Source organism: Micromonospora humi, assembly GCF_900090105.1.
GTDB lineage: Bacteria > Actinomycetota > Actinomycetes > Mycobacteriales > Micromonosporaceae > Micromonospora > Micromonospora humi.
On record NZ_FMDM01000001.1, the window covers coordinates 381476 to 408260 of the forward strand.

The 26785-nt window shown below is 75.6% G+C and carries 22 protein-coding genes; 11 read left to right on the top strand and 11 right to left on the bottom strand.

Translation table 11 applies throughout. The features are described from left to right. Positions 1–94: 94 nt before the first annotated feature. Complete coding sequence (locus GA0070213_RS01665; protein WP_091055945.1) at positions 95–592, bottom strand: nitroreductase/quinone reductase family protein; 498 nt, start codon at positions 590–592, stop codon at positions 95–97. Between the two features lie 193 nt (positions 593–785). Here GA0070213_RS01665 and GA0070213_RS01670 point away from each other — a divergent pair, with 193 nt between their 5' ends. Continuing rightward, a complete protein-coding gene (locus GA0070213_RS01670) occupies positions 786–3107 on the top strand; it encodes an isoamylase (RefSeq protein ID WP_091055948.1) in 2322 nt (773 codons plus the stop codon). A gap of 24 nt (positions 3108–3131) precedes the next feature. Here GA0070213_RS01670 and GA0070213_RS01675 read toward each other — a convergent pair whose 3' ends face one another. Continuing rightward, on the bottom strand, positions 3132–4286 hold the full coding sequence (locus GA0070213_RS01675; RefSeq protein ID WP_091055950.1) for an FAD-dependent oxidoreductase: 1155 nt from the start codon (positions 4284–4286) through the stop codon (positions 3132–3134). 70 nt (positions 4287–4356) lie between these two features. On the opposite strand from GA0070213_RS01675, the gene GA0070213_RS01680 reads away from it, so the two are divergent. Together GA0070213_RS01680 and GA0070213_RS01685 are read left to right on the top strand one after the other, a co-directional pair. After that, positions 4357–4980, top strand: a complete 624-nt coding sequence (locus tag GA0070213_RS01680) for a TetR/AcrR family transcriptional regulator (RefSeq protein WP_245716210.1) — start codon at positions 4357–4359, stop codon at positions 4978–4980. Positions 4981–5061: 81 nt separating this feature from the next. Beyond that, on the top strand, positions 5062–6201 hold the full coding sequence (locus GA0070213_RS01685; RefSeq protein ID WP_091055953.1) for an FUSC family protein: 1140 nt from the start codon (positions 5062–5064) through the stop codon (positions 6199–6201). Positions 6202–6212: 11 nt separating this feature from the next. Here GA0070213_RS01685 and GA0070213_RS01690 read toward each other — a convergent pair whose 3' ends face one another. Beyond that, positions 6213–7202, bottom strand: a complete 990-nt coding sequence (locus tag GA0070213_RS01690; protein WP_091055956.1) for a LacI family DNA-binding transcriptional regulator — start codon at positions 7200–7202, stop codon at positions 6213–6215. 119 nt (positions 7203–7321) lie between these two features. Here GA0070213_RS01690 and GA0070213_RS01695 point away from each other — a divergent pair, with 119 nt between their 5' ends. After that, entirely contained in the window at positions 7322–8557 is a 1236-nt protein-coding gene (locus GA0070213_RS01695) for an MFS transporter (RefSeq protein ID WP_091055959.1), read from the top strand. Between the two features lie 89 nt (positions 8558–8646). Further along, positions 8647–8979, top strand: a complete 333-nt coding sequence (locus tag GA0070213_RS01700) for a hypothetical protein (protein WP_091055961.1) — start codon at positions 8647–8649, stop codon at positions 8977–8979. A gap of 21 nt (positions 8980–9000) precedes the next feature. Here the strand turns inward: GA0070213_RS01700 and GA0070213_RS01705 are convergent, their stop codons facing one another. The 4 genes from GA0070213_RS01705 to GA0070213_RS01720 all read right to left on the bottom strand — a co-directional run bounded on the left by GA0070213_RS01705 (position 9001) and on the right by GA0070213_RS01720 (position 12224). After that, positions 9001–9705: an MBL fold metallo-hydrolase gene (locus tag GA0070213_RS01705; RefSeq protein ID WP_091055964.1), complete on the bottom strand. Its 705-nt coding sequence runs from the start codon at positions 9703–9705 to the stop codon at positions 9001–9003. Between the two features lie 61 nt (positions 9706–9766). Continuing rightward, positions 9767–10129 (bottom strand): fluoride efflux transporter CrcB, encoded by a 363-nt coding sequence (gene crcB, locus GA0070213_RS01710; RefSeq protein ID WP_091055966.1) that lies wholly within the window; start codon positions 10127–10129, stop codon positions 9767–9769. Further along, complete coding sequence (locus GA0070213_RS01715; protein ID WP_245716231.1) at positions 10126–10617, bottom strand: FluC/FEX family fluoride channel; 492 nt, start codon at positions 10615–10617, stop codon at positions 10126–10128. The genes crcB and GA0070213_RS01715 overlap by 4 nt, the downstream gene beginning before the upstream one ends. Before the next feature lie 374 nt (positions 10618–10991). Next, positions 10992–12224 (bottom strand): MFS transporter, encoded by a 1233-nt coding sequence (locus GA0070213_RS01720; protein ID WP_091055971.1) that lies wholly within the window; start codon positions 12222–12224, stop codon positions 10992–10994. Between the two features lie 136 nt (positions 12225–12360). Between GA0070213_RS01720 and GA0070213_RS01725 the strand changes: the two genes are divergently transcribed. From GA0070213_RS01725 to paaI, 3 genes are all read left to right on the top strand, one after another. Continuing rightward, on the top strand, positions 12361–12810 hold the full coding sequence (locus tag GA0070213_RS01725) for a MarR family winged helix-turn-helix transcriptional regulator (protein ID WP_091055974.1): 450 nt from the start codon (positions 12361–12363) through the stop codon (positions 12808–12810). A 106-nt stretch (positions 12811–12916) separates the two neighbouring features. Beyond that, complete coding sequence (paaK, locus tag GA0070213_RS01730; protein ID WP_091055976.1) at positions 12917–14224, top strand: phenylacetate--CoA ligase PaaK; 1308 nt, start codon at positions 12917–12919, stop codon at positions 14222–14224. Between the two features lies 1 nt (position 14225). Further along, entirely contained in the window at positions 14226–14642 is a 417-nt protein-coding gene (gene paaI / locus GA0070213_RS01735) for a hydroxyphenylacetyl-CoA thioesterase PaaI (protein ID WP_091055979.1), read from the top strand. An 88-nt stretch (positions 14643–14730) separates the two neighbouring features. On the opposite strand, the gene GA0070213_RS32450 is transcribed toward paaI, so the two are convergent. Then, positions 14731–17409 carry an adenylate/guanylate cyclase domain-containing protein gene (locus tag GA0070213_RS32450; RefSeq protein WP_091055982.1) on the bottom strand — a complete coding sequence of 893 codons (2679 nt, stop codon included), beginning with the start codon at positions 17407–17409 and terminating at the stop codon, positions 14731–14733. A 189-nt stretch (positions 17410–17598) separates the two neighbouring features. Between GA0070213_RS32450 and GA0070213_RS01745 the strand changes: the two genes are divergently transcribed. The 3 genes from GA0070213_RS01745 to GA0070213_RS01755 all read left to right on the top strand — a co-directional run bounded on the left by GA0070213_RS01745 (position 17599) and on the right by GA0070213_RS01755 (position 23644). After that, a complete protein-coding gene (locus GA0070213_RS01745) occupies positions 17599–20541 on the top strand; it encodes a helix-turn-helix transcriptional regulator (protein WP_091055985.1) in 2943 nt (980 codons plus the stop codon). Between the two features lie 112 nt (positions 20542–20653). Beyond that, the gene (locus GA0070213_RS01750) at positions 20654–21424 is read left to right on the top strand and encodes a DUF5995 family protein (RefSeq protein WP_091055989.1); all 771 of its coding nucleotides are present in this window, start codon (positions 20654–20656) and stop codon (positions 21422–21424) included. A gap of 123 nt (positions 21425–21547) precedes the next feature. Continuing rightward, entirely contained in the window at positions 21548–23644 is a 2097-nt protein-coding gene (locus tag GA0070213_RS01755; RefSeq protein WP_091055991.1) for an APC family permease, read from the top strand. Between the two features lie 193 nt (positions 23645–23837). Here the strand turns inward: GA0070213_RS01755 and GA0070213_RS01760 are convergent, their stop codons facing one another. From GA0070213_RS01760 to GA0070213_RS01770, 3 genes are all read right to left on the bottom strand, one after another. Further along, positions 23838–24044, bottom strand: a complete 207-nt coding sequence (locus GA0070213_RS01760) for a hypothetical protein (protein WP_091055994.1) — start codon at positions 24042–24044, stop codon at positions 23838–23840. A gap of 116 nt (positions 24045–24160) precedes the next feature. Further along, positions 24161–25363 (bottom strand): low temperature requirement protein A, encoded by a 1203-nt coding sequence (locus GA0070213_RS01765; protein ID WP_091055997.1) that lies wholly within the window; start codon positions 25361–25363, stop codon positions 24161–24163. Between the two features lie 165 nt (positions 25364–25528). Continuing rightward, positions 25529–26623, bottom strand: a complete 1095-nt coding sequence (locus GA0070213_RS01770; RefSeq protein ID WP_091056000.1) for a helix-hairpin-helix domain-containing protein — start codon at positions 26621–26623, stop codon at positions 25529–25531. Positions 26624–26785: the final 162 nt, after the last annotated feature.

Here is a 26785-nt window from a genome sequence, read left to right on the forward strand (position 1 = left end):
AGCGATCAGCCGCCGCTTTGTCGCCGATCTTACCGGCTGCCTCTCCCATTCGGACGACCCCGCAAACGCGCCCGATCGATATCCTGGAAGGTTGTCATTCCTCCGTTTCCGGCGCCGGCCGGTCCGCCACGATCCGGAAGACCGGGATGGTCGGGGCGACGCGCGCGAACTCGGTGAGCGGGGCGTGCCTGTCGACCGGCACGTGCGGGCGCGCGCCGGGGGCGAGTGCGAGGTGGCGACGCAGGATCGGCGGCCGGTCGGCGACGTCGACCTCGACCAGTCGGACCGCCTCCCGGCCGCGGTGGCGCAGCACCGCCCGCCCGCCGGCGGCCCGGACGTTGGCCACCCAGTTGACCCGGTCGCCGAGCATCGACACCAGGTAGCGCTCACCCTGGTGGTCGGCGACCACCAGCGGCAGGGCGACCGTCCGGCCGCTGCGCCGGCCCCGCACCTCCAGCGTCACCCAGTGCCGGGGGCCGAGCCCGGCGGCGTGCTGCCGCGCGGCGAGCCCGTTCAGCACCCGGGCGAGCCGGTTCGGTCGGCCACCCCGGTACATCCACCTCAGCTGCCGGCGCCACGATTCCGTGCTCATCCGGACCCCCTCTCTCCTCACCTCCATTGGGGACCAGGCGGGCCGGGGGCGGCCAGGGTCGATCGGCCCGGACCTCTTTACCTGATTGAAATCGACTGTTATCTTTCCGGCAAAACTTGCAAGTTTTTGCAACAGCCGGAAGTCGGCCGACGTCCGCACGCACCGTCCACCCGCGTCCCCGTCGGAGACCGCCATGCCCAGACCCCGTCCGGTCCTCGCCCTGCTGCTCGCCGCGGTGCTGTCCGCCGTCGGCCTCACCGCCGCCGCACCACCCGCCGGTGCCGCCGTCGACGCCCGCGCGCTCGGCGCCCGCTACGACGCCACCGGCTCGACCATCACCTTCCGGGTCCACTCCGCCGCCGCGACCCGGATCGCCGTCTACCTGTACGCCGCGCCCACCGGCGCCGCCGAGAAGGTCAGCTACGTGCTCACCCGCGACGCGTCGGCGGTCTTCGGCGTCACCGTCGACGTCGCCACCCTGCGCGACACCCACGGCCTCACCGGCACGATCTGGTACGGCTACCGGGCCTGGGGGCCGAACTGGCCGTGGACCAGCACCTGGACCAAGGGTTCGTCCGCCGGCTTCGTGGCCGACGTGGACGCCGCCGGCAACCGGTTCAACCCCAACAAGCTGCTCGTCGACCCGTACGCCCGGGAACTCAGCCACGACCCGCTGCGCCCCGGCGCTACCGACGACACCGTCTACGCCTCCGGGCCGGCCCACCGCACCGTGGACAGCGGCCCGTACGCCCCGAAGGGCGCGGTGCTCGCCGTCGCGACCGGCGCCACCGGCGTCAAACCCACCCGGGCGTTCAAGGACGACGTGCTCTACGAGGTGCACGTACGCGGCCTCACCCGCGACGACCCGAGCGTGCCGGCGGCCTGGCGGGGCACCTACCGGGGAGCCGCGACCAAGGCCGGCTACCTCGCCTCGCTCGGCGTGACAGCGGTGGAGTTCCTGCCGGTGCAGGAGACGCAGAACGACACCAACGACGTCGACCCGACCGGCACCGCCGGGGACAACTACTGGGGCTACATGACGCTCAACTGGTTCGCCCCCGACCGGCGGTACGCCGCCGACCGCTCCCCGGGCGGCCCGACCCGCGAGTTCCAGACCATGGTCAAGGCGTTCCACGACGCCGGGATCAAGGTGCTGCTCGACGTGGTCTACAACCACACCGGCGAGGGCGGGGCGCGCACGATCGGCGGTGCCACCGCCTACGACCTGTGGTCCTGGCGCGGGCTGGACAACCCCACCTACTACTCGTTGACCGCCGACCGGCAGGCGTCGTACGACAACACCGGGGTGGGTGGCAACTACAACACCTACCACCCGGTCGCCCAGGACCTGATCGTCGACTCGCTGGCGTACTGGAAGGACACGCTCGGCGTCGACGGGTTCCGACACGACCTGGCCACCGTGCTCGGCAACACCTGCCAGCACGGCTGCTACCGCTACAGCCGCACCGACCCGGGCACCGCGCTCAACCGGATCGTCCGGGAGATGCCGGCCCGCCCGGCCGGCGGCGGCGCGGGCGTGGACTGGATCGGCGAGCCGTGGGCGATCGGCGCCGGCACCTACCAGGTGGGCAACCTGCCGGCCGGCTGGTCGGAGTGGAACGGCCAGTACCGGGACACGGTGCGCAGCGACCAGAACCGGATGGGCTACGACCCGGTCACCCCGGGCCAGCTCGCCACCCGGCTCGCCGGCTCCGCGGACCTGTACGGCGACGACGGCCGCCGGCCGGGGAACTCGGTGAACTTCCTCGTCGCCCACGACGGGTTCACCCTGCGCGACCTCTACGCCTGCAACGCGAAGAACAACAACCAGCCCTGGCCGTACGGCCCGTCCGACGGCGGCAGCGACGACAACCGCTCCTGGGACCAGGGCGGCGCCGCGGCCGACCAGCGCCGGGCCGCCCGCACCGGCCAGGCGCTGCTGCTGCTCTCCGCCGGCACCCCGATGATGACCGGCGGCGACGAGGTGCTGCGCGGCGTGCGGTGCAACAACAACCCGTACAACCTCGACTCGTCGGCCAACTGGCTGACCTGGAACCCGGACGCGAACCAGAGCGCGTTCCGCGCCTTCACCTCCCGCCTGGCCGCGTTCCGCGCCGCGCACCCGGCGCTGCGGCCGGCGACGTTCTACTCGTCCGCCGACGGCAACGGCAACGGGTTGGGCCAGCTCGCCTGGTTCACCCCGGCCGGGACCGCCCCGGACGCCGGGTACTGGAACGACCCGAACAACCACGCGCTCGGGTGGCGGATCGACGGCACCGAGTTCGGCGATCCGGCGTCGGCGATCTACGTCGCCTACAACGGCTGGTCCGGGGACGTCGGCTTCACGCTGCCCTCGCCGGGCGCCGGCAGGCAGTGGTACCGGGTCACCGACACCTCCACCTGGGCGGAGGGCCCGGAGCAGGTGGCCCGGCCGGGCGCCGAGGCGGCGCTGGGCGGCCAGGGCACCGGTTATCTGCTGCGCGGCCGGGGCCTGCTGTTGCTGGTCGCCCGCTGAGCGTCCGGCCCGGTACGCCGACGCTCAGCCCGGTGGCTGCCAGTCGGCGTACCGGGCCATGCCGCGCAGCGCCGCCCGGGACGGGGTGAGCCGGAGCGCGGTGTCGCGCAGGGCCCGCGCCAGCGGGTGACGGAGCTGCTGGCCGTAGCGCGCGGTGCGCAGCGCCGCCCGGGCCACGGCCTGGCTGCGTGGTCGCCGTTGCCCGTCGTACGCGGCCAGCGCGCCGGCCAGGTCGGTCGACCCGCCCGCGCAGGTGGCGCCGAGCACCACGGCGTCCTCGATCGCCTGGCACGCGCCCTGGCCCAGGTGCGGTGTCATGGCGTGCGCGGCGTCGCCGAGCAGCGCCACCCGACCCCGCACGTAGCTCGGCAGCGGGGTGGCCAGGTGCAGCAGGTCCGTGCGCTGCACCGCCTCCGGCGGCGTGGCGGCCAGCAGCGCCGGGATCGGGTCGTGCCAGTCGCCGAACCGCTCCCGCACCGCGGCCAGCTCGTCCGGCTCCCGGCCGCCCGGTGGCGCCACGTCCGCGGCGTACCAGTAGAGCCGGCCGTCGCCGAGCGGGACGGTGCCGAACTCGCGCCCGGCGCCCCAGGTGACGGCCGTCGCCACCGGGGTGGGCCAGGGGACCACCGCGCGCCACGCGGTGGAGCCGGAGTAGGCCGGCGGCGGCAGCGCCGGCCACAACCGCCGGCGCAGCAGGCTGTGCAGCCCGTCCGCGCCGACCACCAGGTCGGCCGCGAGGTCGTGGACCCCACCGTCCGCCCGGTAGGTCACCGCCGGCGCGTCGGCGTCGACGTCCACGACGTCGACGCCGGTGCGGAGCGCCCCGGCGGGCAGCGCGTGCCGCAGCACGCGGTGCAGCGCGGTCCGGTGGATGCCCAGCGCCGAGGTGCCGAGCGTGCGCTCCAGGTCGGCGCCGTCGACCCGGGACAGCCACCGGCCGGAGCTGGCGCGCAGCCCGCCGGGGGTGTCGGGCGTGCCGTCGCGCCGCACCGCGTCGCCCAGGCCCAGCGCGTCGAGACCGCGCAGCGCGTTCGTCATCAGGGTCAGGCCGGTGCCGAGTTCGCGGGGGCGGGCGGCGCGCTCCAGCACGGTGACCCGCCACCCGCGCCGATGCAGCGCCAGCGCCGCTGCCAGCCCGCCGATGCCCGCGCCGACCACCACCGCGTGCGTGTCGTCCACCCCGTGCCTCCTTCTACAGATGTAGAAAGCGATACTACGCCCGACGGAGCCGATCGAGGGGGTGGCGGACGTGAGCACACGGGCGGCCCGGATGGCCGTGCTCGCCGACGCGGCGGTGGAGCTGGTCGCCGCCGGCGGCATGCGGGCGCTCACCCACCGCGCGGTCGACGCCCGGGCCGGGATGCCACCCGGCACCACCTCGGCGTACCTGCGTACCCGGCAGGCCCTCATCGAGGCGGTGGTGCAACGCCTGGCCGACCTGGACCGGGAGGACCTGGTCGCGCACGACCTGCCCACGGCCCCGGCCGGCCCCGCCCCGGCGCTCGGGCCGGACGGGCTCGACCAGCTCGCCGCCGGGGTGGCCGAGGTGCTGGACCGCTGGCTGACCGTCGGGCGCAGCCGCTCCCTCGCCCGCTACGCGTGCCTGCTGGAGGCAACCCACCGGCCCGAGCTGCGCCGCATCCTGCACCACGGCAGCGTCCTGCGGGTGCAGGCCCGGGAGCTGCTGGCCCGCGCCGGCGCCGCGGACCCGGTCCGGCAGGGCGACCAGTTCGTGGCGTTCGTCGACGGGCTGCTCTTCGACCGCCTGGTCGGCGCCGGGGCGCTCAGCGCGCCACCGCCCGGCACCCCGGCCAGCCGGGACGACCTGAGAGCCGGCGTACGCACCCTGCTGCGCGCGTTCACCGGCGCCTGACCCGGGACCAGATGCCGCCGATCACTGCCGTCCGGCCCGGGAGGCCGCAGGATGGGTGCGGGTGGAACAGGAAGGTCGCTGATGGCGGGAACCACGGGACGGGCCGCGACAGCCGTACGCGAGGCGGCCGGGCGGCTGCGGCGGGGCTGGCTGCCGGTCGTCGAGGCGACGGTGGCGGCCACCGTCGCCTGGATGCTCGCCACCCGACTGGTCGGGCACCCGCAGCCGTTCTTCGCCCCCGCCGCCGCGCTGATCGTGCTCGGCCAGGCGCGCGGCCAGCGGATCCGCCGCGCGGTCGAGGTGGTGCTCGGCGTCGCCGCTGGCGTGCTCGTGGCCGACCTGGTGGTGCAGGCGCTCGGCCCGCGTACCACCTGGACCGTGCTCACCGTCATCCTGCTCACCGTCTCGCTGGCGGTGGCGGTCGGCGCCAGCTCGGTCACCGTGGTGCAGGCCGCGGTCTCCGCGCTCTACCTGGTGGTGGTGTCACCGCCGACCGAGTCGCTGATCCCGTTCCGGTTCGTCGACGCGCTGATCGGCGGCGCGGTGGCGGTGGTCGCCAGCCAGCTGGTGGACGCCCGCCGGCCGCTCGCCCCGCTGGTCGCCGAGTTCCGGCACACGTTCGCGGAACTGGCCGACGTGCTCGACGAGATCGCCGACGCGCTCGACCACGGCGACGACACCGCCGCGCTGGCCGCGCTGGAACGGGCCCGGCACGCCGACGCCGCTGTGGAACGGCTGCGCGGCGCGGTCCAGGCCGCCGGCGAGGCGCTGCGGCTCAACGTCCGACGCCGTCGCCACCTCGGCCGCCTGCGCTCGGTGGAGGGTTCGATCCGCCAGATCGACTACGCCGTGCGCAACGTCCGCGTGCTGGCCCGGGCCGCGGTCACGTTCACCCGCGGCGCCGCGCCGGTGCCGGCCGACCTCGGCGGCACCGTCCGCACGCTGGCCGAGGCGGTACGCGCGGCCGGCGACGCCCTGGCCGCCGACCTCGGCGGACAGGAGCAGGTCGCCGACGGGCACGCCGGCCGCGCCGACGCGGCGGCGCTGGAGGCGGTGCGGTCGGCCGGGCGGCTCTTCACCGCCGGTCCGACCCTGCCGCTCGCGATGATCATCGGCCAGGTCCGGGCCACCGCCATCGACCTGCTGCGCGGAGTGGGCGTGGACGACGACGCCACCGTGCTCAGCCGGGTCGACGCGGCGGTCACCGGGCCGGAGCACTGACCGCCGTCGGGTCAGGCGCTCTCCCGGGTCACCAGCGTCGAGGCGAACGCGGTGCTCGGCGCCACCGGCGCCTCCGTCAGCACGGCCGTGGCCGCCGCGGCGGCGATCCGGTCGACCGGATGGGTGGCGGTGGTCAGCGCCGGGCTGCTCATCGCCGCGTACGGCAGGTCGTCGAAACCGGCGACCGCCACGTCGTGCGGCACCCGCACGCCGTGGCCGCGCAACGCGGCGATCACGCCGAACGCGGTCGCGTCGCTGGCCGCGTAGACCGCGTCCAGGTCCGGCCACCGGCGCAGCGCCGCCAGCGCCGCCGAACCGCCGCGGGTCGCGGTGAAGTCGCCGGTCACCAGCCGGGCCGGCGCCCCCGACGCGCGCATCAGCTCCCGGTACGCCGTCACCGACCGCTCCGCGCAGGTCAGCCAGCGCGGGCCGGTGACCATGACGATGCGCCGGCGGCCGGTGGCGTACAGGTGACGCAGCACGGCGCCGGCGCCGCCGGCGTTGTCCACGTCGAACGACGGCACGGTCGCCGAGCCCCGTCCGATGGAGACGACCCGGCCGCGCAGCCGGGCCGGCACCGCGTCCAGCGCCGCCTGCGTGGTGTTGACCAGGATCACGCCGCAGACGCCCCGGTCGGCCCCGAGGCGGCTCAGGCCGGACGGATCGGTCAGCGGCAGCCACTCCAGCGCCACCCCGACCCCGTGCGGCGCGCACACCCGCGACGCCGCGCTCACCACCCGGTGCACGTACGGGTCGTCGAAGACCCGGTCGTCGCGGCCCACCACGGCCACCACCAGCCGCACCCCGGCCCCGCGCACCAGCGCCCGGGCGGTCCGGTCCGGCACGTAGCCGAGGCGGTCGGCGGCGGCGCCCACCCGCGCCCGGGCGTCCGCCGAGGCGAAGCCGTAGCCGCCGAGCACCCGCGAGGCGGTGGCCCGGGACACCCCGGCCGCCCGGGCCACGTCGTCGAGCCTGGCCGGTCGTGCGGTAGGCGTACCCATGGGTCGCATCATGCCCGGTCCGGGCCGCGGCGGGTAAGGGGCGGGCGGGCTTGTGGTGGTAGCGCTCTCAGGTGTGCGATCGTCGTCGGGAACCATTCGCCGGAAGGGACGACCGCACCGTGAGCAAGACCCTCGACGCACCGGCCTCGCGACGGCCACCGGCGCCCCGGCCGGTGCTGGCCGCCCGCACCGGGGTCGCCGTCGTCTTCGCCCTCAACGGGCTCGCGGTGGCGAGCTGGTTCTCCCGGGTGCCGGCGGCCCGGGAGGCGCTCGGCCTCAGCCCGGGCCGGCTCGGCCTGCTGCTGCTCTGCATGTCGGTGGGCGCGCTGCTGGCCATGCCGGCCGCCGGCCTGGTCACCCAGCGGCTCGGCCCGGCCCGCACGGTGGTCGTCGCGACAGTGCTGGTCGCGCTCGGCATGACGGTGGCCGGCCTCGCCACCGGCCTGGCCGGCTGGGCGGTCGGCGTCGGGCTCGGGCTCGCCGCGTTCGGCTTCGGCTCCGGCCTGTGCGACGTGGCGATGAACGTCGAGGGCGCGGCCGTGGAGAAACGGCTCGGCCGGACGATCATGCCCCGCTTCCACGCCGCCTGGAGCCTCGGCTCGGTCGCCGGGGCAGGGCTGGGCGCGGGCGCCGCCCGGCTCGGCGTACCGGTCGAGGTGCACCTGCCGGTGCTGGCCGTGCTGATCCTGACCGGCACGCTGCTCGGTGCCCGGGCGTTCCTGTCCGCGCCGGCCGAGTCGACCGACGCGGGCGCGCCGGCGGCCCGGCGGCGCGCGCTGCTGGCCGCCTGGCGGGAGCCGCGCACCCTGCTGGTGGGGCTGCTGGTGCTGGTCATGGCGTTCACCGAGGGCAGCGCCAACGACTGGCTGGCGGTGGCGTTCGTGGACGGGTACGGCGTCGACGAGGCGGTCGGCGCCGCCGTGTTCGGGGTCTTCGTGGTCGGCATGACCCTCGGCCGCACCGCCGGCACGGTCGCCATCGACCGCTGGGGCCGGGTGCCGGTGCTGTTCGGCACCATCGGGCTCGCCGCCGCCGGCGCGGCCCTGGCCGTGCTGGCCGGCTCCGGCCCGCTGGCCGTGGTCGGGGTGGCGCTGTGGGGGATCGGCGCGTCGCTCGGGTTCCCGGTCGGGATGAGCGCCGCCGCCGACGACGAGGACCGGGCACCCGCCCGGGTCAGCGTGGTCGCGGTGATCGGCTACACCGCGTTCCTCGCCGGGCCGCCGCTGCTCGGCTTCCTCGGCGACCACTTCGGCGTGCTGAACGCGCTCGGCGTGGTGCCGCTGCTCCTGCTGCCCACGCTCGCGCTGGTGCCGGTGCTGCGCCAGCCGCCCGCCGCGAAGAGCCCGGCCGGCTGAGCGCGGCCCAGCCGACTCCCACCGGGCTCCCAGGCGCCTGCCAGCCGCGCGTGCTGCACTGGTCGAGACGCTGAGGAGAGGAGGCGGGCATGGGCTGGTTCAGTCGACGAGCCGCCGACCCGACGACCCCGACGAAGCTCGACCGCGAGGCGAACCGGGAGGACCTGGCGCAGCTGGAGGCGTTCGTGACCAGCCGGCGCGGGGTCGAGTTCTATCTGGAGCCGGAGACCACCGCCACCGACACCACGGTGGTCGCCATCGCCCACGACGGGGAGTGGATCCGCCGCCGCACCGGCTCGCCCCGGGTCGCCGGCACGATCGCCCGGCGGCACGCGGTGCCGCTCTACGAGGCGGCCCGCACCGGCTACCCGGAGCGGATGCGGGCCTGGAACCGGGCCCACCCGGAACGCCGCAAGCGCTGACCGGTGCCGCGCCGCGCTCGCTCAGTCGCCCAGCGCGGCGCGGGCCTGGTCCCGACGCAGCGGCTCGTCGTGGGCCGAGACGTACCACTCGACGTGGTCGGAGAGCAGGCTGCGCGCCAGCTCCAGATCCGGCCCGTCGGTCGGGGAGCGCTCGTGCAGCGGAGGCGGGTACCAGCAGTCGCCGAGCAGCAGCACCCGGGAGTCCGGCACCAGCACCACCGTGGAGTCCGGTGCGTGCCCGCCACCGACGTGCCGCAGCACCACACCCGTGGGCAGCATCAGCTCGTCGGTGAACGTGCGGGTCGGCGGCAGCACCGCGAAGCCCTCCCAGTCGTCCATCGCGAGCGCCCGGGCCCGGTAGCTGGGGCCGAGCCGGGGCTCCTCGCGCACCCGCTCACGCAGGTGCCGGTGGCTCCACGGGCGGGCCGCCTCGGCGCGCAGCGGGGCCACGCCGGCCTCGTGCCCGACGATCTCCACGCCCGGCCAGGCGCAGGCGCCCCAGACATGGTCCCAGTGGTGGTGGGTGTAGACCAGCCAGCGCGGCTCCGGCAGCCGGGCGGCGGCGAGCCCGGCGCGGATCTCCCGGGCGTGCGCGGGACTGTGGCCGGCGTCGACCAGCACGCTGCCGCGCTCGTCGGCGACCACCGCCACGGCGGGCCGGATCGCGCCCGGATCGGGATCGCCGGGGAACAACCAGACCCGGTCGGCCAGATGGCGCGGTTCCATGGCGGCTTCCTCTCGCAGCTTGGCCGGATGCTATCGCCGTCCCGCCCCGCCGGCTGCCCCGTCAACCGGCCACCGCGGTGGCCAGCGCGTAGCCGAGGAAGGCCGCGCCGAGGCCCGCGACCACGCTGAGGAGCACATTCGCGTACGCGTGCAGCCGCGGGCCGGTACGGGCCAGCCGCAGCGTCTCGTAGCTGAGCGTGGACCAGGTGGTCAGCGCGCCGCAGAAGCCGGTGCCGACGAGCGCCGTGATCCCCGGGTCGGCCGGCACCGCGAGCACCGCGCCGAGCAGCAGGGACCCGGCCACGTTGACGGTCAGCGTGCCCCACGGGAACACCGAGTCGTGGCGGGCCTGCACCGCCCGGTCGGTGAGGTAGCGCAGCGGGGCGCCGAGCGCCGCGCCGACCACGATCAGCAGGGCGGTCACCGCGCCGCCCCGCCCCGGAGGGCCAGCAGCCGGCCGGTCAGCGCGTCCCCGGCGGCGACCGCCAGCAGCGCGGCGAGCACGGTCGCCGCCAGGTAGGCCAGCGCGGTACCCGGCACCCCGGCCGCCACCAGGTGTTGCGCGTCGACCGCGTACGCGGAGAACGTGGTGAACCCGCCGAGCACCCCGACGCCGAGGAACGGCCGCACCAGCGGGCCGGCCGGGCGGGTCGTCAGCACCGCCATCAGCGCGCCGATCAACAGGCAGCCGAGGACGTTGACGCCGAACGTGGCCCACGGAAAACCGGTGGGTGGATGCGGCACGGCGGCCTGGGCGCCGGCGCGGGCCAGCGCGCCCAACGCGCCACCGGTGGCGATCACGCCCAGCACCGCCGCCGGGTGCGCGGTCAGCTCCGCCCGGTCGGCGGGTACGCGGAGATCGACGTCGGGATCGACGCGGGACTCGGACGGTCGGGACACGGTGCCTCCCACCAGCACGGGCATCACTGGCAGGGACCGTTGGCGATGTCGCGGTTCTCCCGGCGCGTCCCGGGACGGCGGGCCCCACCGCCGGTCGACCCCGAGCATAACCCCGCCCTCCCCACCCCGCCGCCACCCCCGCCCCGGTCCGCCCCGCCCCGGTCCGCCCCGCCCCGGTTCGGCCCGCTCCGGTTCGGTCCGCGATCTTGCACTTTCGGCCCCGACAAAGGGTGCGAACAGCCCATCTCGGGGGCCGGAACTGCAAGATCGCGGTGCGGGTGCGGGTGCGGGTGCGGGTGCGGGTGCGGGTGCGGGTGGCGGTGCGGGTGCGGGGCGGGGGTGGGTGCTGCGGGGTGGGTGGGTCCGGAAGGGGTGGGGTGGGTGGGTCAGGAAAGGGTGGGGGACAGGTCCAGTGGGGTGGGGGTGGGGGGCGGGGTGGTGGGGGTGCGGCGGGCGGCGCGTTCGGCGCGCAGCAGGACCGCCAGGCCGAGCAGGGTCAGGCCGGCGCCGGCCCAGATCGGGGCGGTGAAGCCCAGGCCGGCGCTGATGGTCAGGCCGCCGATCCAGGCGCCGAGCGCGTTGCCGAGGTTGAACGCGGCGATGTTGGCGCCGGAGGCGAGCGTCGGGGCCCGGTGGGCGTACCTCATGATCCGCATCTGCAGCGGCGGCACCGTGGCGAAGCCGAACGCGCCCATCAGCACCAGCGCGACCACGGTGAGCACCGGGTTCGCGGCGGTGAGCGCGAAGCCGACGAGCACCAGGGTGAGCACCGCGAGCACGGTGACCAGGGTGACCGGCAGCGACCGGTCGGCGGCCCGGCCGCCGGCGAGGTTGCCGGCGAACAGCCCGACACCGAAGAGCACGAGCAACCACGGGACGGTGCCGGTGGCGAAGCCGCTCACCTCGGTCAGCGTGTAGGCGATGTAGGTGAACGCGCCGAACATGCCGCCGAAGCCGAGCACGGTGACCACCAGCGAGAACCAGACCTGCGGACGGGTGAAGGCGCGCAGCTCGCGGCGCAGGCCGCCGCCGGTGGCGGCGTCGGTGGCCGGACCTCGACCGGGCACCAGCAGCGCCAGCCCGGCCAGCGCCACCACGCCGATTCCGGTGATCGCCCAGAACGTCGACCGCCAGCCGAAGTGCTGGCCGAGGAACGTGCCGAATGGGACGCCGAGGACGTTCGCCACGGTGAGGCCGGCGAACATCATCGCGATCGCGCCCGCCCGGCGGGCCGGCGCGACGAGGCCGGCGGCCACCACCGCGCCGATGCCGAAGAACGCGCCGTGGCAGAGCGCCGCAACGATCCGGCCGGCCAGCAAGGTGGCGTAGTCGCCGGCCAGCGCAGAGAGCAGGTTGCCGCCGATGAAGAGCAGCATCAGCCCGAGCAGCACCGGCTTGCGCCGCAGTCGGGTGACCGCGGCGGTCAGCGCCACCCCGCCGACGGCGACGCTGAGCGCGTACCCGGAGATGAGCCAGCCGGCGACCGACTCGCTGACCGCGAAGTCGGCGGCGACCTGGGGGAGCAGCCCCATGATCACGAACTCGGTGAGGCCGATGCCGAACGCCCCGATCGCCAGTGCCAGCAGGCCGCCCGGGAGCGGAGAGGTGCGTGAGGACATGACATCCCATTCCATGCGTGAGGATGAAGAAAGCGCGTGCAACTACCCGCGCCAGCAACGAAATAGTTGCACGCGCTTTATATAGGCGCAAGCGTGCTAGGCTGGGGGACGTCCACGTCACACCCGAGGAGGGCCGATGGGCATCGGCGACGACGCGGTCCAGATCCGCGCCCAGGGCTGGCGTACGCTCGCCGCGCTGCACGGCCTGATCGAGACCGCGCTGGAGCGCGCCCTCCAGGCCGAGCACGACCTCTCCGTCGTGGAGTACACGGTGCTCGACGCGCTGTCCCGGCAGGACGGCTGGCACATGCGGATGCGGCAGCTGGCCCGCGCCGCCGCGCTCTCCGGCAGCGCCACCACCCGCCTGGTCACCCGGCTGGAGGAGCGCGGCCTGCTCACCCGGATCCTCTGCGCCGACGACCGCCGCGGCATCTACACCGAGCTCACCTCCGCCGGGTCCGAGCTGCTGGCCCGGGCCCGACCCACCCACGACCGGGTGCTCGCCGACGCGCTGGCCGAGGCCGAGCGCACCCCCGAGCTGGCCCCGCTCGTCGACGCGCTGCACCGCCTGCCGGCCGCCCGCTGACCGTCACCTCCGCGGCGCTGACCTGGCAGGACTGCCCGTACGGGCGTACGGTGATCGGCATCTCGCCCGGCGCGGCGGCGTCGGGCCCGTCGCGCAGGAGGCCAACGTGCAGGACCGCACCCCTCGTCCGGACGAGCTGGATCCCGTCGAGCGGGTCACCGTCGACGAGCTGCGGGCGCTGCAACTGGACCGGCTGCGCCGGTCGCTGCGGCACGCCTACGACCACGTGCCGCACTACCGGCGCGCGTTCGCCGACGCCGGCGCGCACCCCGACGACCTACGCGATCTGGCCGACCTGGCCCGCTTCCCGTTCACCGCCAAGGCCGAGCTGCGGCAGAACTACCCGTTCGGGATGTTCGCCGTGCCCCGGGAGCGGATCGCCCGGCTGCACGCCTCCTCCGGCACCACCGGACGCCCCACCGTGGTCGGCTACACCCGCGCCGACCTGGACACCTGGGCGAAGCTCATGGCCCGCTCGATCCGGGCCGCCGGTGGCCGGCGCGGCGACCGGGTGCACGTCGCGTACGGCTACGGGCTGTTCACCGGTGGGTTGGGTGCCCACTACGGGGCCGAGGAACTGGGCTGCACGGTGATCCCGGTGTCCGGCGGCATGACCGAGCGGCAGGTCATGCTGATCCGCGACCTCGAACCCGAGGTCATCATGGTCACCCCCAGCTACATGCTGGCCATCGTGGACGAGATGGAGCGCCAGGGCGTCGACCCGCGCGCCACCTCGCTGCGGGTCGGCGTCTTCGGCGCCGAGCCGTGGACCGAGGACATGCGCCGGGAGCTGGAACAACGGCTGGACATGCACGCGCTCGACATCTACGGGCTCTCCGAGGTGATGGGCCCCGGGGTGGCCGTCGAGTGCGTGGAGACCAAGGACGGTCTGCACCTGTGGGAGGACCACTTCTACCCGGAGATCATCGACCCGCTCACCGGCGCGGTGCTGCCCGACGGCGAGCAGGGTGAGCTGGTGCTGACCTCGCTCACCAAGGAGGCCATGCCGGTGGTCCGCTACCGCACCCGCGACCTGACCCGGCTGCTGCCCGGCACGGCCCGGCCGATGCGGCGGATCGAGAAGATCACCGGACGCACCGACGACATGATGATCCTGCGCGGGGTGAACGTGTTCCCGACCCAGATCGAGGAGCTGATCCTGCGCACCCCCGCCCTGTCGCCGCACTTCCAGTGCGTGCTGGACCGGCAGGGGCGGCTGGACACCCTCACCGTCCACGTGGAACGGCGTGCCGGCGCCGCGGTGGACGAGGCCGAGCGGGCCGGGGCGGCCCTGGTCGAGCAGGTCAAGAACACCATCGGGGTCTCCGTGGCGGTCCGGGTGATCGAGCCGGACGGGGTCGAGCGCTCGATGGGCAAGATGCGCCGCATCGTCGACCAGCGACGGGAGCGCTGAGATGGCGGCCGACGGCGACCGCACCGCGGCGCACGACATGTTCGACGCCGACGTGGCGTCGAAAGGCCTCGGCATCGAGCTCGTCTCGGCCGGCGACGGCGCGGCGGTGGCCCGGATGCGGGTCACCCCGGCGATGCTCAACGGGCACGCCATCGGCCACGGCGGCTTCGTGTTCCTGCTCGCCGACACCGCCTTCGCCCTGGCCTGCAACAGCCACGGGCCGGTCACCGTGGCGGCCGGCGGCGAGATCAGCTTCCTGCGCCCGGTACGCGAGGGCGACGTGCTCCAGGCGTACGCCACCGAGCGGGTCCGGCACGGGCGCAGCGGCATCTACGACGTCACCGTCCGGCGCGGCGACGAGGTGGTGGCCGAGTTTCGCGGCCGCAGCCGCGTCGTGAAAGGCGGGGCCCCCTCTTAACGCATTCTGCAGAGGAAGGGGCCCCGCTTAACACCTGCCGCGCCCGGGTCGGAGTGGCCCCGTGCCCGCTCCGACCCGGACTCGCTCCTCAGGCCGCGAGCCCGAGCGTGGTGTCCGGCGGCGCCGTCCGGTCCCGCCGGTCACGCGGCGCCGGCCCGGACCGGCGAGCGACCCGCTCGAACGGGTGCGCCGGCGCGTCCACCCCGGCCGGTCCCGCGCCGGCCGGCGCGGCCCTCGACGGTGGCCCGGCCCGGGTCGCGCCGGAACCGGCGTACCCGGGTCCCGCCCCGACCACCGGCCCGGCGTCGGATCCGGCGGAGCGGGACGGCGGGACGGGCGCCGGTCGGGCCCCTCCTCCCGACCGGCGCGACCGTCCCGCCCCGAGCGGGCAGCTCGCCCGCCCGTCGGCGCTCCGCTCGGGAACGCCGATCCCGGAACCCGCCGCTGCCGCGTGGCATGCGACGGGAGCCTCGTTCGACGGGCCGGCCGTGCGACGACCCGCGTCCGCGTCCGGCCCACCCGTGGCACGGTTGCCGCCCCCGCGACCCGGTTCGGGCCCGATGTCTCCGGCCGTGACGACACCGGCACCCGCCCGCGCGGCGGCTGCCGTCCCGATGTCGTGGCCCGGCCGGACGCCGCCCGCCGGGTCGACGCCGGCACCCGATCCGCCGTCGGTGTCCCGGGCGACGCCGGTGCCTGCCCGGACGGCAGCACCCGCCCCTGGCCCGAAGGCTGCGCCCCGCACGGCGACCGCGCCCCTCGCCGCGCCGGTCCCCCTCGCCGCGCCGGTCCCCCTCGCGGCGCCGGTCCTGGCGGCGCCGGTCCCCCTCGCGGCGCCGGTCCTGGCGGCGCCGGTCCACCTCGTGGCGCCGGTCCTGGCGGCGCCGGCACCCGGTCCGGCGTTGGCTCCGGCCCGGACACCGGCACCCGGCCGGTCGTCGGCACCGGGCCCGGCGTTGGTCGCGGGCCGGGCGGTGGCGAGGGCACTCGGTTGGTCGGTCCGGAGCACCGCGTCCGGCACGCCCTCGACCAGTCGGCGCGCGAACTCCGCCCGCACCGCGCGGGGCAGCCGATGGGCCGCCACCCGGGCCACCACCGGCTCGACGATCGTCCAGCCGGCCGAGCCGGTGGACCGGTCCGAGCCGGCCGAGCGGACCGAGCCCACCGAGGCGGCGTCGGGTCGGCGGAGCAGGCCGGCCGTAGCCAGGGCGCGCAGCGCCGGCCCGGCCTGCCCGGCCGGCCAGCCGAGCATCCGCTCGACAGTGGCGGCGACGATCGGGCCGCCCAGCGCGGCCCCGGCCATCAGCACCGCCCGCTGCCGGCCGTCCAGCGTGTCCAGCCGGGCGTCCACCAGCCGGCGTACCGCGGCGGGCACCCCGGCCGGCTCGTCGGCCGGGTCGGCCGTGGCGTAGGCGGCGGCCACGCCCGGGTTGCCGCCGACCAGCGGCAGCAGCCGCGCGGCCAGGGCGGCGGGCCGGCCGGCCCGGTCGAGCAGGTGGCGCAGCAGGCGACCGGTGTCGCGGGCGCCCAGCGGCGGCAACCACACCCCGGGCCGGTGGCCCAGCGGCCCGGACCACGGGTCGGCGGGTCCGGCGCCGTGCGTGGTGACCACCGCCAGCGCGAGTCCCCGGTCGCCGGCGGCGGCGTGCAACTGGCGCAGGAAGCGGTGCAGCGCCGGTGCGGCCCGGTCCAGGTCGTCCACGGCCACCACGACCGGGCTCCCGGTGGCCCGGTCGAGCAGGAGGTCGCGGCAGGCCGCCGCGGCCCGGGCGCCCGCGGCGGGGTCGCGGGGCGCGGCGAGGAACGCGGCCAGCGCGGGGGCGGTGGCGACCCACCGCGGCACCGACCCGGGCAGCGCGCGTACGCCGGCCGGCTCCGGCGTGAGCAGCGCGCGGACCAGGCCGGCCAGCGGAGCGAGGTCCCCGTCCGGGTACGGCGGGCAGTGCGCCACGCACCAGCGCACCGCGGTGCCGTCCACCCGGGCGACGGCCCGGGTCAGCTCGTGCAGGAGCCGGCTGCGTCCACTGCCGGGCGGCCCGGTCAGGGAGATCCATCGTGGACGGCGCTCGCGCAGCGCCCGGGTCACCGCGTCGGCAGCGCCCGCCAGTTCGCGCCGGCGACCGATGAACGGGCCGTGATGCCGGGCCGGCCGGTGCCGGGACAGCCCGGTCACCCGCCAGACGTCCAGCGGCGACGCCTTGCCGGCGAGGTTCACGGTGGCGAGCGGGCGCTGGTCCACCAGGCCGGCGACCGCCCGCCGGGTGGTCGGGCAGACCACCACCCCGCCGGGCGGCGCGTACTCCTGGAGGCGGGCCGCGGTGGTGATCACCGCGCCGCTGGCCGCGCCGTGTCCGCCGTCGCGGGCCCCGGTCAGGTCGACCAGCACCTCGCCGGTGGCCACCCCGACCCGTACCCGCAGCCGGGCGTCGCCCGGCGACCGTCGGTCCAGCGCCGCCTGGATCTCCAGCCCGGCCCGCACCGCCCGGTACGCGTCGAAGCCGTCGCAGTCGGGCGCGCCGAACAGCGCCATCACCGCGTCGCCGACGTACTTCTCGACCACGCCCCGCCAGCGGCGCAGCACGCCGCCGACGGTGCCGAAGTAGACCCGTTGCAGCGCCCGCACGTCCTCCGGGTCGAGTCGTTCCACCAGGGCGGTCGAGCCGACGATGTCGACGAAGAGCACGGTGACGGTGCGGCGTTCCTCCGGCACCGGCCAGCGCGACGCGTTGACGGCTTCCCGACTCCCCACGGGCGTGGTGATCAACATCGCACCCACCCTTTCCCTGGTCCGGTGCCCGACGACCTCCGGACACTTTCACCACCGGGTCGTCGGGGGATCGGTAGGACGACGTATGTCGGGCACGCGCAACCGTTAGTCGGTTTGTCGACGCGAGGAGTACGAGTGGGGCCCCGAGGCCGTAGAACGGTGCGGGGACCTGTGACTAGGCTGCGTCCCATGGCCAGCGACCCGGACACCGCACCGCTCGTCGGCCGCACCGGGACCCTGGCGACGCTGCGGTCGGCACTGCTCGACGACGTCGCTCCCGGGCAGACCGCGGCGGTGTTCCTCACCGGCGAGAGCGGGGTGGGCAAGACCCGGCTGCTCGGCGAGGTGGGTGAGCGCCTGCGGCAGGCCGGCGCCCTGGTCCTCACCGGCACCTGCCTCGACATCGGCGACGCCTCGCCGCTGCACCCGGTGCGCCAGGCGCTGCGCCGGCTCGACGCCGACCAGGCCGAGGCGCGCACCACGTCGGCGGTCCGTGGCCTGCTGCAGGTCTTCGACGAGGAGACCCCGGGCCCGGACGGCGCGGGCGCGCTGCTGGAACGGGTCGCCCAGGGGCTGCACCTGGTTGCCGGCGGTCGGCCGCTGGTGCTCGTCCTCGACGATCTGCAGTGGGTCGACCGGAGCACCCGCCAGCTCCTGCTCTATCTGCTCGCCGGCCTCGGCGACCTGCAGCTGTCCGTGCTCGCCGCGATCCGCGCCGAGTCGCTGCGCGGCGCGCACCCGCTGCGCCGGGTGCTCACCGAACTGCGCCGCCTGCGGTCGGTGCGGGTGGTGGACCTGCTTCCGCTGGACCGGGCCGGCACCGACGAGCTGGCCGCCGCGATCGCCGGCGCGCCGCTGCCGCCGGAGGCCGCCGACCAGATGTGGCAACGCAGCGGCGGCAACCCGTTCGTGGTGGAGGAGCTGGCCCGCGACCGGCGCGACGGCCGCGACGGCCTCTCCGACACGCTGCGCGAGGTCTTCCTGGACCGGGTGGACGCGTTGCCGCAGCCCGCGCACGCCGTGGTGCAGGCGGTCGCGGCCGGCGTCGAGCCGGTCGAGCACTGGCTGCTGGCCCAGGTGGTCCGGCTGCCGGAGGACGAGCTTCTCGACGCGGTGCGCGAGGCGGTGGCGCACCGGCTGCTGGTCGGCGCCGACGACGGCTACCGGCTGCGGCACCGGCTGGTCGCCGAGATCCTGGCCCACGAGTTGCTGCCCGCCGAGCGGGCCGCGCTGCACCGCCGCTACGCCGAGGCGCTCACCGCCGCCCCGGCCGAGCTGCACCAGGCCCGGCTGGCCCACCACTGGCGGCAGGCCGGCGAGCCGGCCCGCGCGCTGCCCGCGACGATGGCCGCCGCCCGCGAGGCGGAACGGCTGCACGGGTACGCCGAGGCGCACCGCCACTGGTCCGCCGCGTTGACCCTGGCGGCCACCCCGACCCCGGTGCCGCCGGACGGCAGCCGGCCGCCCGAGCCGGTCGAGGTGGACCGGGTCGAACTGCTCAGCCACGCCGCCGAGGCCGCGCACCACAGTGGAGAGCACGCCCGGGCGCTGACCCTGCTGGAGGAGCTGTCCGCCGATCCGGCGGGCCCGCCGGCCTGCGCGTTGCACATCCGGCGGGCCCGCTACCTGGCCTCCGCCGGCCGTTCCGCCCCGGCCGAGGAGGAATACCGGCGGGTGCTCGCCTCGGCCGACTGCACGCCGCACGAGCGGTGCACCGCCGCCGCCCGGCTGGCCGAGCTGCTGCTGCACCTGGGCCGGTACGCCGAGGCCGGCGCCCAGGCGCGGGAGGCCCTCGACCTGGCCGCCGAGGTCCCCGGCTCCACCTCCGAGGTGGTGCTGGCCAGCGCCGCGCTCGGCTTCAGCGAGGCGTTCCTGGAGGATCCGACCGCCGGGCTGGCGGTGATGCGCCGGGCGCTGGAGACCGCCGAACGCTCCGGTCGGCCGGAGGACGTGGCCTGCGCCTACCTGCACCTCGCCGAGCTGCTCACCGGGCCGCTCAACATCCTCGAGGAGGGGGTGGTGGTGGCCCGCCGCGGCGCCGAGCGGGTCGCCGAGCTGGGCCTCGGCCGCACCTGGGAGACCCGGCTGCTGGCGGTCGCCACGAACGGGCTGTTCCGGGTGGGGCAGTGGGCCGAGGCGGAGAAGGTCGTCGCCGCCGCGCTGCGGCACCGGCCGTCCGGCGCGGACGCGGTCGAGCTGCTGCTGGCCCGGTGCCGGCTCTCCGTCGGCTACGGCGACGTCGAGGCCTCCGATCGGGACCTGGAGGCGGTCGCCACGGTGCTGGCCGGCGGCGGTGCCCGGCACGTGCTGCCGATGCTGATCCTGCGTGCCGGGCTGTTCATGTGGCAGGGCCGGCACGACCTGGCCCGACAGGCCGTCCAGCGGGGCCTGACCGAGAGTCGCTCGGACGACGTGATCGTGCTGGCCACGCTGGCCTGGCACGGGCTGCGCGCCGAGGCCGAGGCGACGGCCAGCCGCACCGTCGAGGTGGACCCGACCGCGGTGCGCCGGCTGCGCGAGGCGGTCGACCGGGTGACCCGCAAGAGCGGCCAGGCCGGTGCTCCGGTGCGCTACGTGGCCGACGGCTTCCTGGCGCTCTGCGACGCCGAGCTGAGCCGGCTCGACGACGGCCGGGGCGACCCCGAGCTGTGGGCCCGCTCGGCCACCGAGTGGGACCGGCGCAACCACCCCTACCCGGCGGCGTACTCGCGGTTGCGGCAGGCCGAGGCGCTGCTGGCCCGGCGCAGCCGGGTGGCCACCGCCGGCAAGCTGCTGCGCCAGGCCCACGCGATGGCGCAGTCGCTCGGCGCGGTGCCGCTCAGCGCGGAGATCCGTACCCTGGCGGGCCGGGCCCGGGTCACCCTGGACGACGCGCCGTCGGCCGGGCCGGTGCCCCGGCCGCGGACGGCGGTGCCCGCGGCCCCGGCGGTGGACGAGCTGGCGGTGCTGACCGCGCGGGAGCGCGAGGTGCTCGCCGCGGTCGCCGAGGGGCTGACGAACAAGGAGATCGGCCAGCGGCTGTTCATCAGCGAACGGACCATCGGCGTGCACGTGTCGCACATCTTCGACAAGCTCCAGGTCCGCACGCGGGTGCAGGCCAGCGCGATCTTCCTGCGCAACCGCCCGGAATAGACGTACGTCGGTTATACGTCGTTCTACTGATCCGGGGCGCCGGGGCCGGCTGGCAGGCTGTGCCGCGGAATCGGGTGGCGTCGTGGGGGACGCCGACCATCGTGGAGGAGAGATGACCGAACCGGTCTGGGGTCCCGTGCACCAGGACATCGTCGGGTTGCTCGCCGACCACCCCGCCGACGTGCCGGCGGTCGTCGACCATCTGACGAAGCTGCAGGACCTGCTGGTCCGGCTCCCGCCGCTGGAGGCGAGCTGCCCGCTCGCCGACTTCAACAAGCTCTACCTGGTCATCACCAGCACCGTGCTGGACGGCCTCTACGAGGACCGGTTCGTCGACCCGGCGTTCCTGGCCCGGCTGGACGTGGACTTCGCCGCCCGCTACTTCGAGGCGCTGCGGTTCTGGACCGACTCCAGCCCGAGCACGCCGCGGGCCTGGTCCTGCCTGTTCAAGCGGATGCGTGGCCCGGACGCCCGACCGCTGCCGTCGGCCGCCGCGGGCGTCAACGCGCACATCAACTACGACCTGCCGTTCGCGTTGGTGACCACGCTGGAGAGCCTGGAGTCGGAGCCGGTCGACGGCAGCGACCAGCACCGCGACTACCTGGAGATCAACAAGATCTTCGCGGAGCGGATCCCGGAGCTGCGGCGGGGCTACCTGGACCACTGGCAACTCATGATCGACATGGTCAACGGCGACATCGACGACTGGTACCAGGGCGAGCTGGTGGAATACACCCGCAACGTGGCCTGGCGCAACGCCCAGAAGATCTGGCGCTGCCGCCACGACCCGGACGCCCGCGAGTGTGAGCGGACGCGGCTGGACGACAACGCCGCGCTGCTCGGCCGGCTGCTGCTGTCGCCCCTGGGGGCGTTCCTGCAGTAGCCGGGACGGGGGGTCCCCGTGTCCCGCCGTCCGGGCGCGGGACACGGGGACGCCGTCCCTCTCGTCGCTGGTTCGATCGGCATTCGGCCGGGTCGTGACCCGGCTACCGCCTACCGTCGGGTCATGGCGCAGGCACGGGACGGGGAGCAGCCCCGGCGTACGCGGGACCGGCGCCGCGAGGCGCACGCCGCCGCCGCGGCCCGGGCCGGTCGCCACGGCGAGCCCGGCGACGGGGCCGGCCGGGCACCGTGCGCGCTCCCGGACCGGGTGGAGACGCCGGCCCGGCCGGCGGTGCCCGCCGACCGGCTGCACCGGTGGCTGTTCCAGCACCGGGTCGAGCCGGTCGGCCCGGAGGTGCGGGAACACCAGACCCGGGCGCACCCGTGGTGGCAGGTGATGTGCCTGACCGGGGTCGACTACTTCTCCACCCTGTCCTACCTGCCGGGCATCGCGGCCGTCGCGGCCGGCGCGCTCAGCCCGCTGGCCACCCTGCTCATCGTGGCGCTGACCCTGCTCGGGATGCTGCCCATGTATCGGCGGGTGGCCCGGGAGAGCCCGCACGGGCAGGGCTCGGTGGCGATGCTGGAGCGGCTGCTGCCGTTCTGGCGGGGCAAGGTCTTCGTGCTGGTGCTGCTCGGCTTCGTGGCCACCTCGTGGATCATCACGATCACGCTCTCCGCCGCCGACGCCAGCGTGCACCTGCTGGAGAACCCGGTCCTGCCCCGGTCGTTCCCGCACGACACCACCGCCGCGGTGGTCGTCACCGTGGTGCTGCTGCTGGTGCTCGGCGGCGTGTTCCTGCTCGGCTTCAGCGAGGCCGTGCAGGTCGCCATCCCGCTGGTGGCGGTCTTCCTCGCGTTGAACGCGGTGGTGGTGGTCGCCGGGCTGGCCGACGTCGCCGCCGACCCGGGGGTGCTCGGCGACTGGACCGACCGGCTGACCCGGGTCGGCGGCGCCGGCGACGTGCTGGCCACCAGCGTGCTCGCCTTCCCGCTGCTGGTGCTGGGCCTGTCCGGCTTCGAGACCGGGGTGAGCATGATGCCGCTGGTCCGAGGCGACGGCGAGGACCCGGAAGGGCGGCTGGCCGCCCGGATCCGCAGCACCCGGCGACTGCTCACCACCGCCGCGCTGATCATGTCGGTCTACCTGGTGGCGACCACGTTCGTCACCACGGTGCTGATCCCGCCGGACGCGTTCGCCCCCGGCGGGCCGGCCAACGGCCGGGCGCTGGCCTACCTGGCGCACGAACGCCTCGGTGAGGCCTTCGGCACCGTCTACGACATCAGCAGCGTGCTCATCCTCTGGTTCGCCGGCGCCTCGGCGATGGCCGGGCTGATCAACATCGTGCCGCGCTACCTGCCGTCGTACGGGATGGCGCCGGAGTGGGGCCGGGCGGTGCGGCCGGTGGTGCTGGTCTACACCGCGATCAGCATCGCCATCACCGTCGCGTTCCGCGCCGACGTCAACGCCCAGGCCGGGGCGTACGCCACCGGCATCCTGGCGATGATGGTCTCCGGCGCGATCGCGGTGACCATCTCGGCGCTGCGCGCCCGGCACCGGGTCGCCGCCGCCGGGTTCGCGCTGCTCACCGCCGTGCTGCTGTACGCGCTCGCGGAGAACGTGGTGGAGAAGCCGGACGGCATCACCATCTCCGGGTTCTTCATCGCCGGGATCGTCGCGGTCTCGCTGATCTCCCGGGTCACCCGGACCACCGAGCTGCGCGCCGAGCGGATCGAGTTCGACGGGCCGGCCCGCCGGTTCGTCGACGAGTCCGTCGCCCGGGACGGGCGGCTGCACCTGATCGCGAACAAGCGGCAGAGCGGGTCGGTGAAGGAGTACCGGGTCAAGGAGCGGGCCCAGCGGTCGATGAACCCGGTGCCCGGTGCCGCCGACGTGATCTTCCTGGAGATCGACATCAGCGACCCGTCGCAGTTCAGCGACGTGCTGCGGGTGCACGGGGTGGAGGTGGGCGAGTACCGGATCCTGCGGGCCCGCAGCCCGGCCGCGCCGAACGCGATCGCGGCGATCCTGCTCGCGCTGCGCGATGCCACCGGGGTCCGGCCGCACTGCCACTTCGAGTGGTCGGAGGGGAACCCGATCGCGCACCTGCTGCGCTACCTGATCCTGGGGCGCGGCGACACCCCGCCGGTGGTGCGCGAGATCATCCGCAAGTCCGAGCCCGACCCGACCCGGCGGCCCGGTATCCACGTGGGTGGTTGAGGGGTAAGGCGGGGCCCCCTGTTAACGCATTCGGTAGAGGAAGGGGCCCCGCTTAACACGCCGGCCGGACCAGCAAACCCAGCCTCCTAGGATGCTGTAGGGGTGGTGACCCCCAGACCGCGGGTACGGAACGGCCCGCGCTCGCTGGGCGGGCGCGGGCCGGGGAAGTGCGGGGAGTACGGAGCGCGGCGGCCTACTTGGACGGCTCCGGCAGCTTGCAGTCGATCTTCGGGTTGGCGCCGATGTAGTTCAGCGGACCGGCCACGATGGTGACGAGGATCGTGCCCGCCTCCGCGCAGTTGGTCTCGTCGTTGCCGTAGTAGCCGCGCTGCCCGGCCGCGATGGCGCCGATGATGAGCCAGATGACGACCAGGACGCCGAATATCGAGGTGCCGCGCATCAGTTGCCTCCACTGGGGTTGTGGTGGATTCGAGGTGGAGGGCATGTACCCCGCGCGGGTGATCCGCCAAACGGCGCACCGCCGCGGCGCGGCCGATTCCGATTACCGGCGGCGGCTCAGTGCGGTGGCATCGGCTCCTCGGGCGGACGGCCCCGACTGCGCCGGTGGTCGGCGGCGGCCACCCCGGCCAGCACCAGCATCGCCCCGAGGGAGGCGTACACCGGCGCCAGGAACACCAGCGCCGGTGCGACGCAGAGCAGCGCCAGCACGCCACCGGGACGCGACGGCGACACCCGGCTGAAGACCTCGTACTCGAAGGCCGCCCGGCCGGCCAGGAACAGCGCCGGCCCGCCGAGGATGACCGCCAGCCAGGCCGGTGGGGTGTGTCCGGTCGGCTCCAGCAGCACCAGGTCGAAGCCGGCCGCGGTGGTCACCACCCCGGCCACCATCAGCAGGTGGGTGTACGGGGCGGTGTTCAGGAACTTGCTCGGCTGGTTCGACCGCGCGATGGCGTCCGGCAGCAGCTCACCGGACTTGTGCACGTAGAGGCGCCAGAGCAGCAGCGTGGTGCCGAACGCGGTGGTGAACGCGGCGATGTTCTCCACCTCGGAGTGGTGCAGGCTGAACACGGTGCCGGAGACCAGTACCGCGTCGCCCAGCGCGATGATGAAGAACTGCTGGTAGCGCTCGGAGAGGTGCTCGGCGGTCACGTTGCGCTGGGCGTCCGGCACGGCGCCCAGGCCGGGCACCGGGTAGGCGAGCCGGAACCCCAGATAGTCGATGGCCAGCGCGCCGGCCCAGAACCACATCCGGGCGTTGTCGTGCGCGGCGACCGCCCCAACCAGCCAGGGCACCGCCGACACCGCGAACCAGACGAAGATCCGGATGGCCCGGCGGCGGGTCTGCGGGTGACGCCGGACCGCCGGCATGAGGAACAGGCCGCGTCCGAGATGGATCGCCACGTACGTGCCGGCGAAGACCAGCCCACGGGCGCCGAACGCCTCCGGGATGGCGGTGGTCATCAGCAGCGCGCCGAACATCACCGCCACCACCAGTAGTTTGATCTCGGCGCGCTGCGGATCGTAGAGATCGGTGACCAGCGTGGTGATCGCCCACGTCCACCAGATGGCCATCAACATGATCAGCGATTCGGCGGCGCGCTCCCAGCCGACCCCGCCGATCAGGTAGCGGGAGACCAGGGCGAGCGCCACCACGTACACCAGATCGAAGAAGAGCTCCAGCAGCGTCACCCGGCGTGGCGCCTCGGGATCGCGGACCGGGGGACGCGGGCCGGCGGGGTCCGGTGTCGCGGTGGGCACGAGCTGCTCCCTGCGGTGGCGGATCGTGCGGTGAGGCCGTCCCGCCCCTGCACCGACCGTAGCCACGCCCGCGCGTGCCCGTCGGCCTTTCGGCATTCCGACGCCCGCGAACGGGACGGGCCGGTGGCGACCGTCGGTCGCCACCGGCCCGGACTGCGGTACGGGCTACTCGGCGCCGGCCGGCAGCACCTGCTCGGCCTCGCTCCGGGCGCCGGCCAGCACCTTCGCCTGCTGCGGCCAGGTGGCGAGGCCGGGCGCGGCGCGCAGGCCGGCGGCCTTCACGGTCTCCCGCAGCGCGGCCTCGTCCAGGTCGGCCAGTTGCCGGTAGGTGCGGATGCCGGCCTCCTGGAGCGCGGCGGCCAGCTTCGGCCCGATGCCCTGGATGCGGCGGAAGTCGTCCGGGCCGGCGTTCTCCGCCGAGGTCCGGGGCGCCGGGACGACCGGCGTGGCCGCCGGCTCGCTGTCGGCCGACGTGGCCGGTTCCGCCACCGCGCCGACGGGCGCGGGCGTCGCGTCGGCCGGTTCCGCCACCGCGTCGGCGGGTACGGGCGTCGCGTCGGCCGGTTCCGCCACCGCGCCGGCGGGCGCGGGCGTCGCGTCGGCCGGTTCCGCCACCACGCCGGCGGGCACGGGCTCCCGCTCGGTCGCCGGCGCGGCCGGCAGCGGCTCGGCGGCCGGCTCGGCCCCTGCGCCGGCCGGCTCGGCGGCGTCGACCGCCCGCGCCGGGTGCGACGAACCGGCGGCGACGGGCTCCGCCCTGGTGGCCGGCTCCGGCTCGGCGGTGGCGGCGACCGGCTCGGCCGTGGTGGCGACCGGCTCGGCCGTGGTGGCGACGGGCTCGGCCGTGCTGGCGACCGGCTCCGCCGAAGCGGCGGCGACGGGCTCTGCGGTGGTGGTCGGCTCGGCCTCGAGGACCGGCTCCGTCGAACCGGCGGCGGCCGGCTCGGTCGCGGAAGCGGGCTCGGCCTCGGCGGTGACGACGACCGGCTCGGTGGCGGGGTCGGACTCGGGGGCGGTGTCCACCTCGGCCGGGGCCGGCCGGTCGGTCACGGCGGCGGGCGCCGGCGTCTCGTCGACCACCGCTGCCGGGTGCGGTTCGTCGACGGTGGCGGTCACCTCGGTGGCCGGGGCGGTGGCACCCTCCACGGTGGGCGTCGACGCGCCGGCGCCGGTCCGGCGGCCGAACGCCACCCAGCCGACACCGACTCCGATGAGCAGGGCCAGGATCACGAGCAGCCACTGCCCGAAGCTCGACGGCATGGCCAACCTCCTTCTATGTACGTGCACGACGGTCACGAGAAAGCTCGGGGCAGCTTCGCACACGTGCGCGCGGGGCGACAGGCAGGTCGGCGGTGGGACGTGCGGGTGGGACCGGCCGGTGGCCGGAGGATGACCGTGGGTGGGGGAGGGCGTCCCGGGACC

Excerpts from the sequence above, each read along its gene's own strand:
- GA0070213_RS01665 (WP_091055945.1), bottom strand. The coding sequence starts at position 592 with ATGAGCACGGAATCGTGGCGCCGGCAGCTGAGGTGGATGTACCGGGGT.
- GA0070213_RS01670 (WP_091055948.1), top strand. The coding sequence starts at position 786 with ATGCCCAGACCCCGTCCGGTCCTCGCCCTGCTGCTCGCCGCGGTGCTG.
- GA0070213_RS01685 (WP_091055953.1), top strand. The coding sequence starts at position 5,062 with ATGGCGGGAACCACGGGACGGGCCGCGACAGCCGTACGCGAGGCGGCC.
- GA0070213_RS01690 (WP_091055956.1), bottom strand. The coding sequence starts at position 7,202 with ATGGGTACGCCTACCGCACGACCGGCCAGGCTCGACGACGTGGCCCGG.
- GA0070213_RS01700 (WP_091055961.1), top strand. The coding sequence starts at position 8,647 with ATGGGCTGGTTCAGTCGACGAGCCGCCGACCCGACGACCCCGACGAAG.
- GA0070213_RS01705 (WP_091055964.1), bottom strand. The coding sequence starts at position 9,705 with ATGGAACCGCGCCATCTGGCCGACCGGGTCTGGTTGTTCCCCGGCGAT.
- GA0070213_RS01720 (WP_091055971.1), bottom strand. The coding sequence starts at position 12,224 with ATGTCCTCACGCACCTCTCCGCTCCCGGGCGGCCTGCTGGCACTGGCG.
- GA0070213_RS01725 (WP_091055974.1), top strand. The coding sequence starts at position 12,361 with ATGGGCATCGGCGACGACGCGGTCCAGATCCGCGCCCAGGGCTGGCGT.
- paaI (WP_091055979.1), top strand. The coding sequence starts at position 14,226 with ATGGCGGCCGACGGCGACCGCACCGCGGCGCACGACATGTTCGACGCC.
- GA0070213_RS32450 (WP_091055982.1), bottom strand. The coding sequence starts at position 17,409 with ATGTTGATCACCACGCCCGTGGGGAGTCGGGAAGCCGTCAACGCGTCG.
- GA0070213_RS01745 (WP_091055985.1), top strand. The coding sequence starts at position 17,599 with ATGGCCAGCGACCCGGACACCGCACCGCTCGTCGGCCGCACCGGGACC.
- GA0070213_RS01750 (WP_091055989.1), top strand. The coding sequence starts at position 20,654 with ATGACCGAACCGGTCTGGGGTCCCGTGCACCAGGACATCGTCGGGTTG.
- GA0070213_RS01755 (WP_091055991.1), top strand. The coding sequence starts at position 21,548 with ATGGCGCAGGCACGGGACGGGGAGCAGCCCCGGCGTACGCGGGACCGG.
- GA0070213_RS01760 (WP_091055994.1), bottom strand. The coding sequence starts at position 24,044 with ATGCGCGGCACCTCGATATTCGGCGTCCTGGTCGTCATCTGGCTCATC.
- GA0070213_RS01770 (WP_091056000.1), bottom strand. The coding sequence starts at position 26,623 with ATGCCGTCGAGCTTCGGGCAGTGGCTGCTCGTGATCCTGGCCCTGCTC.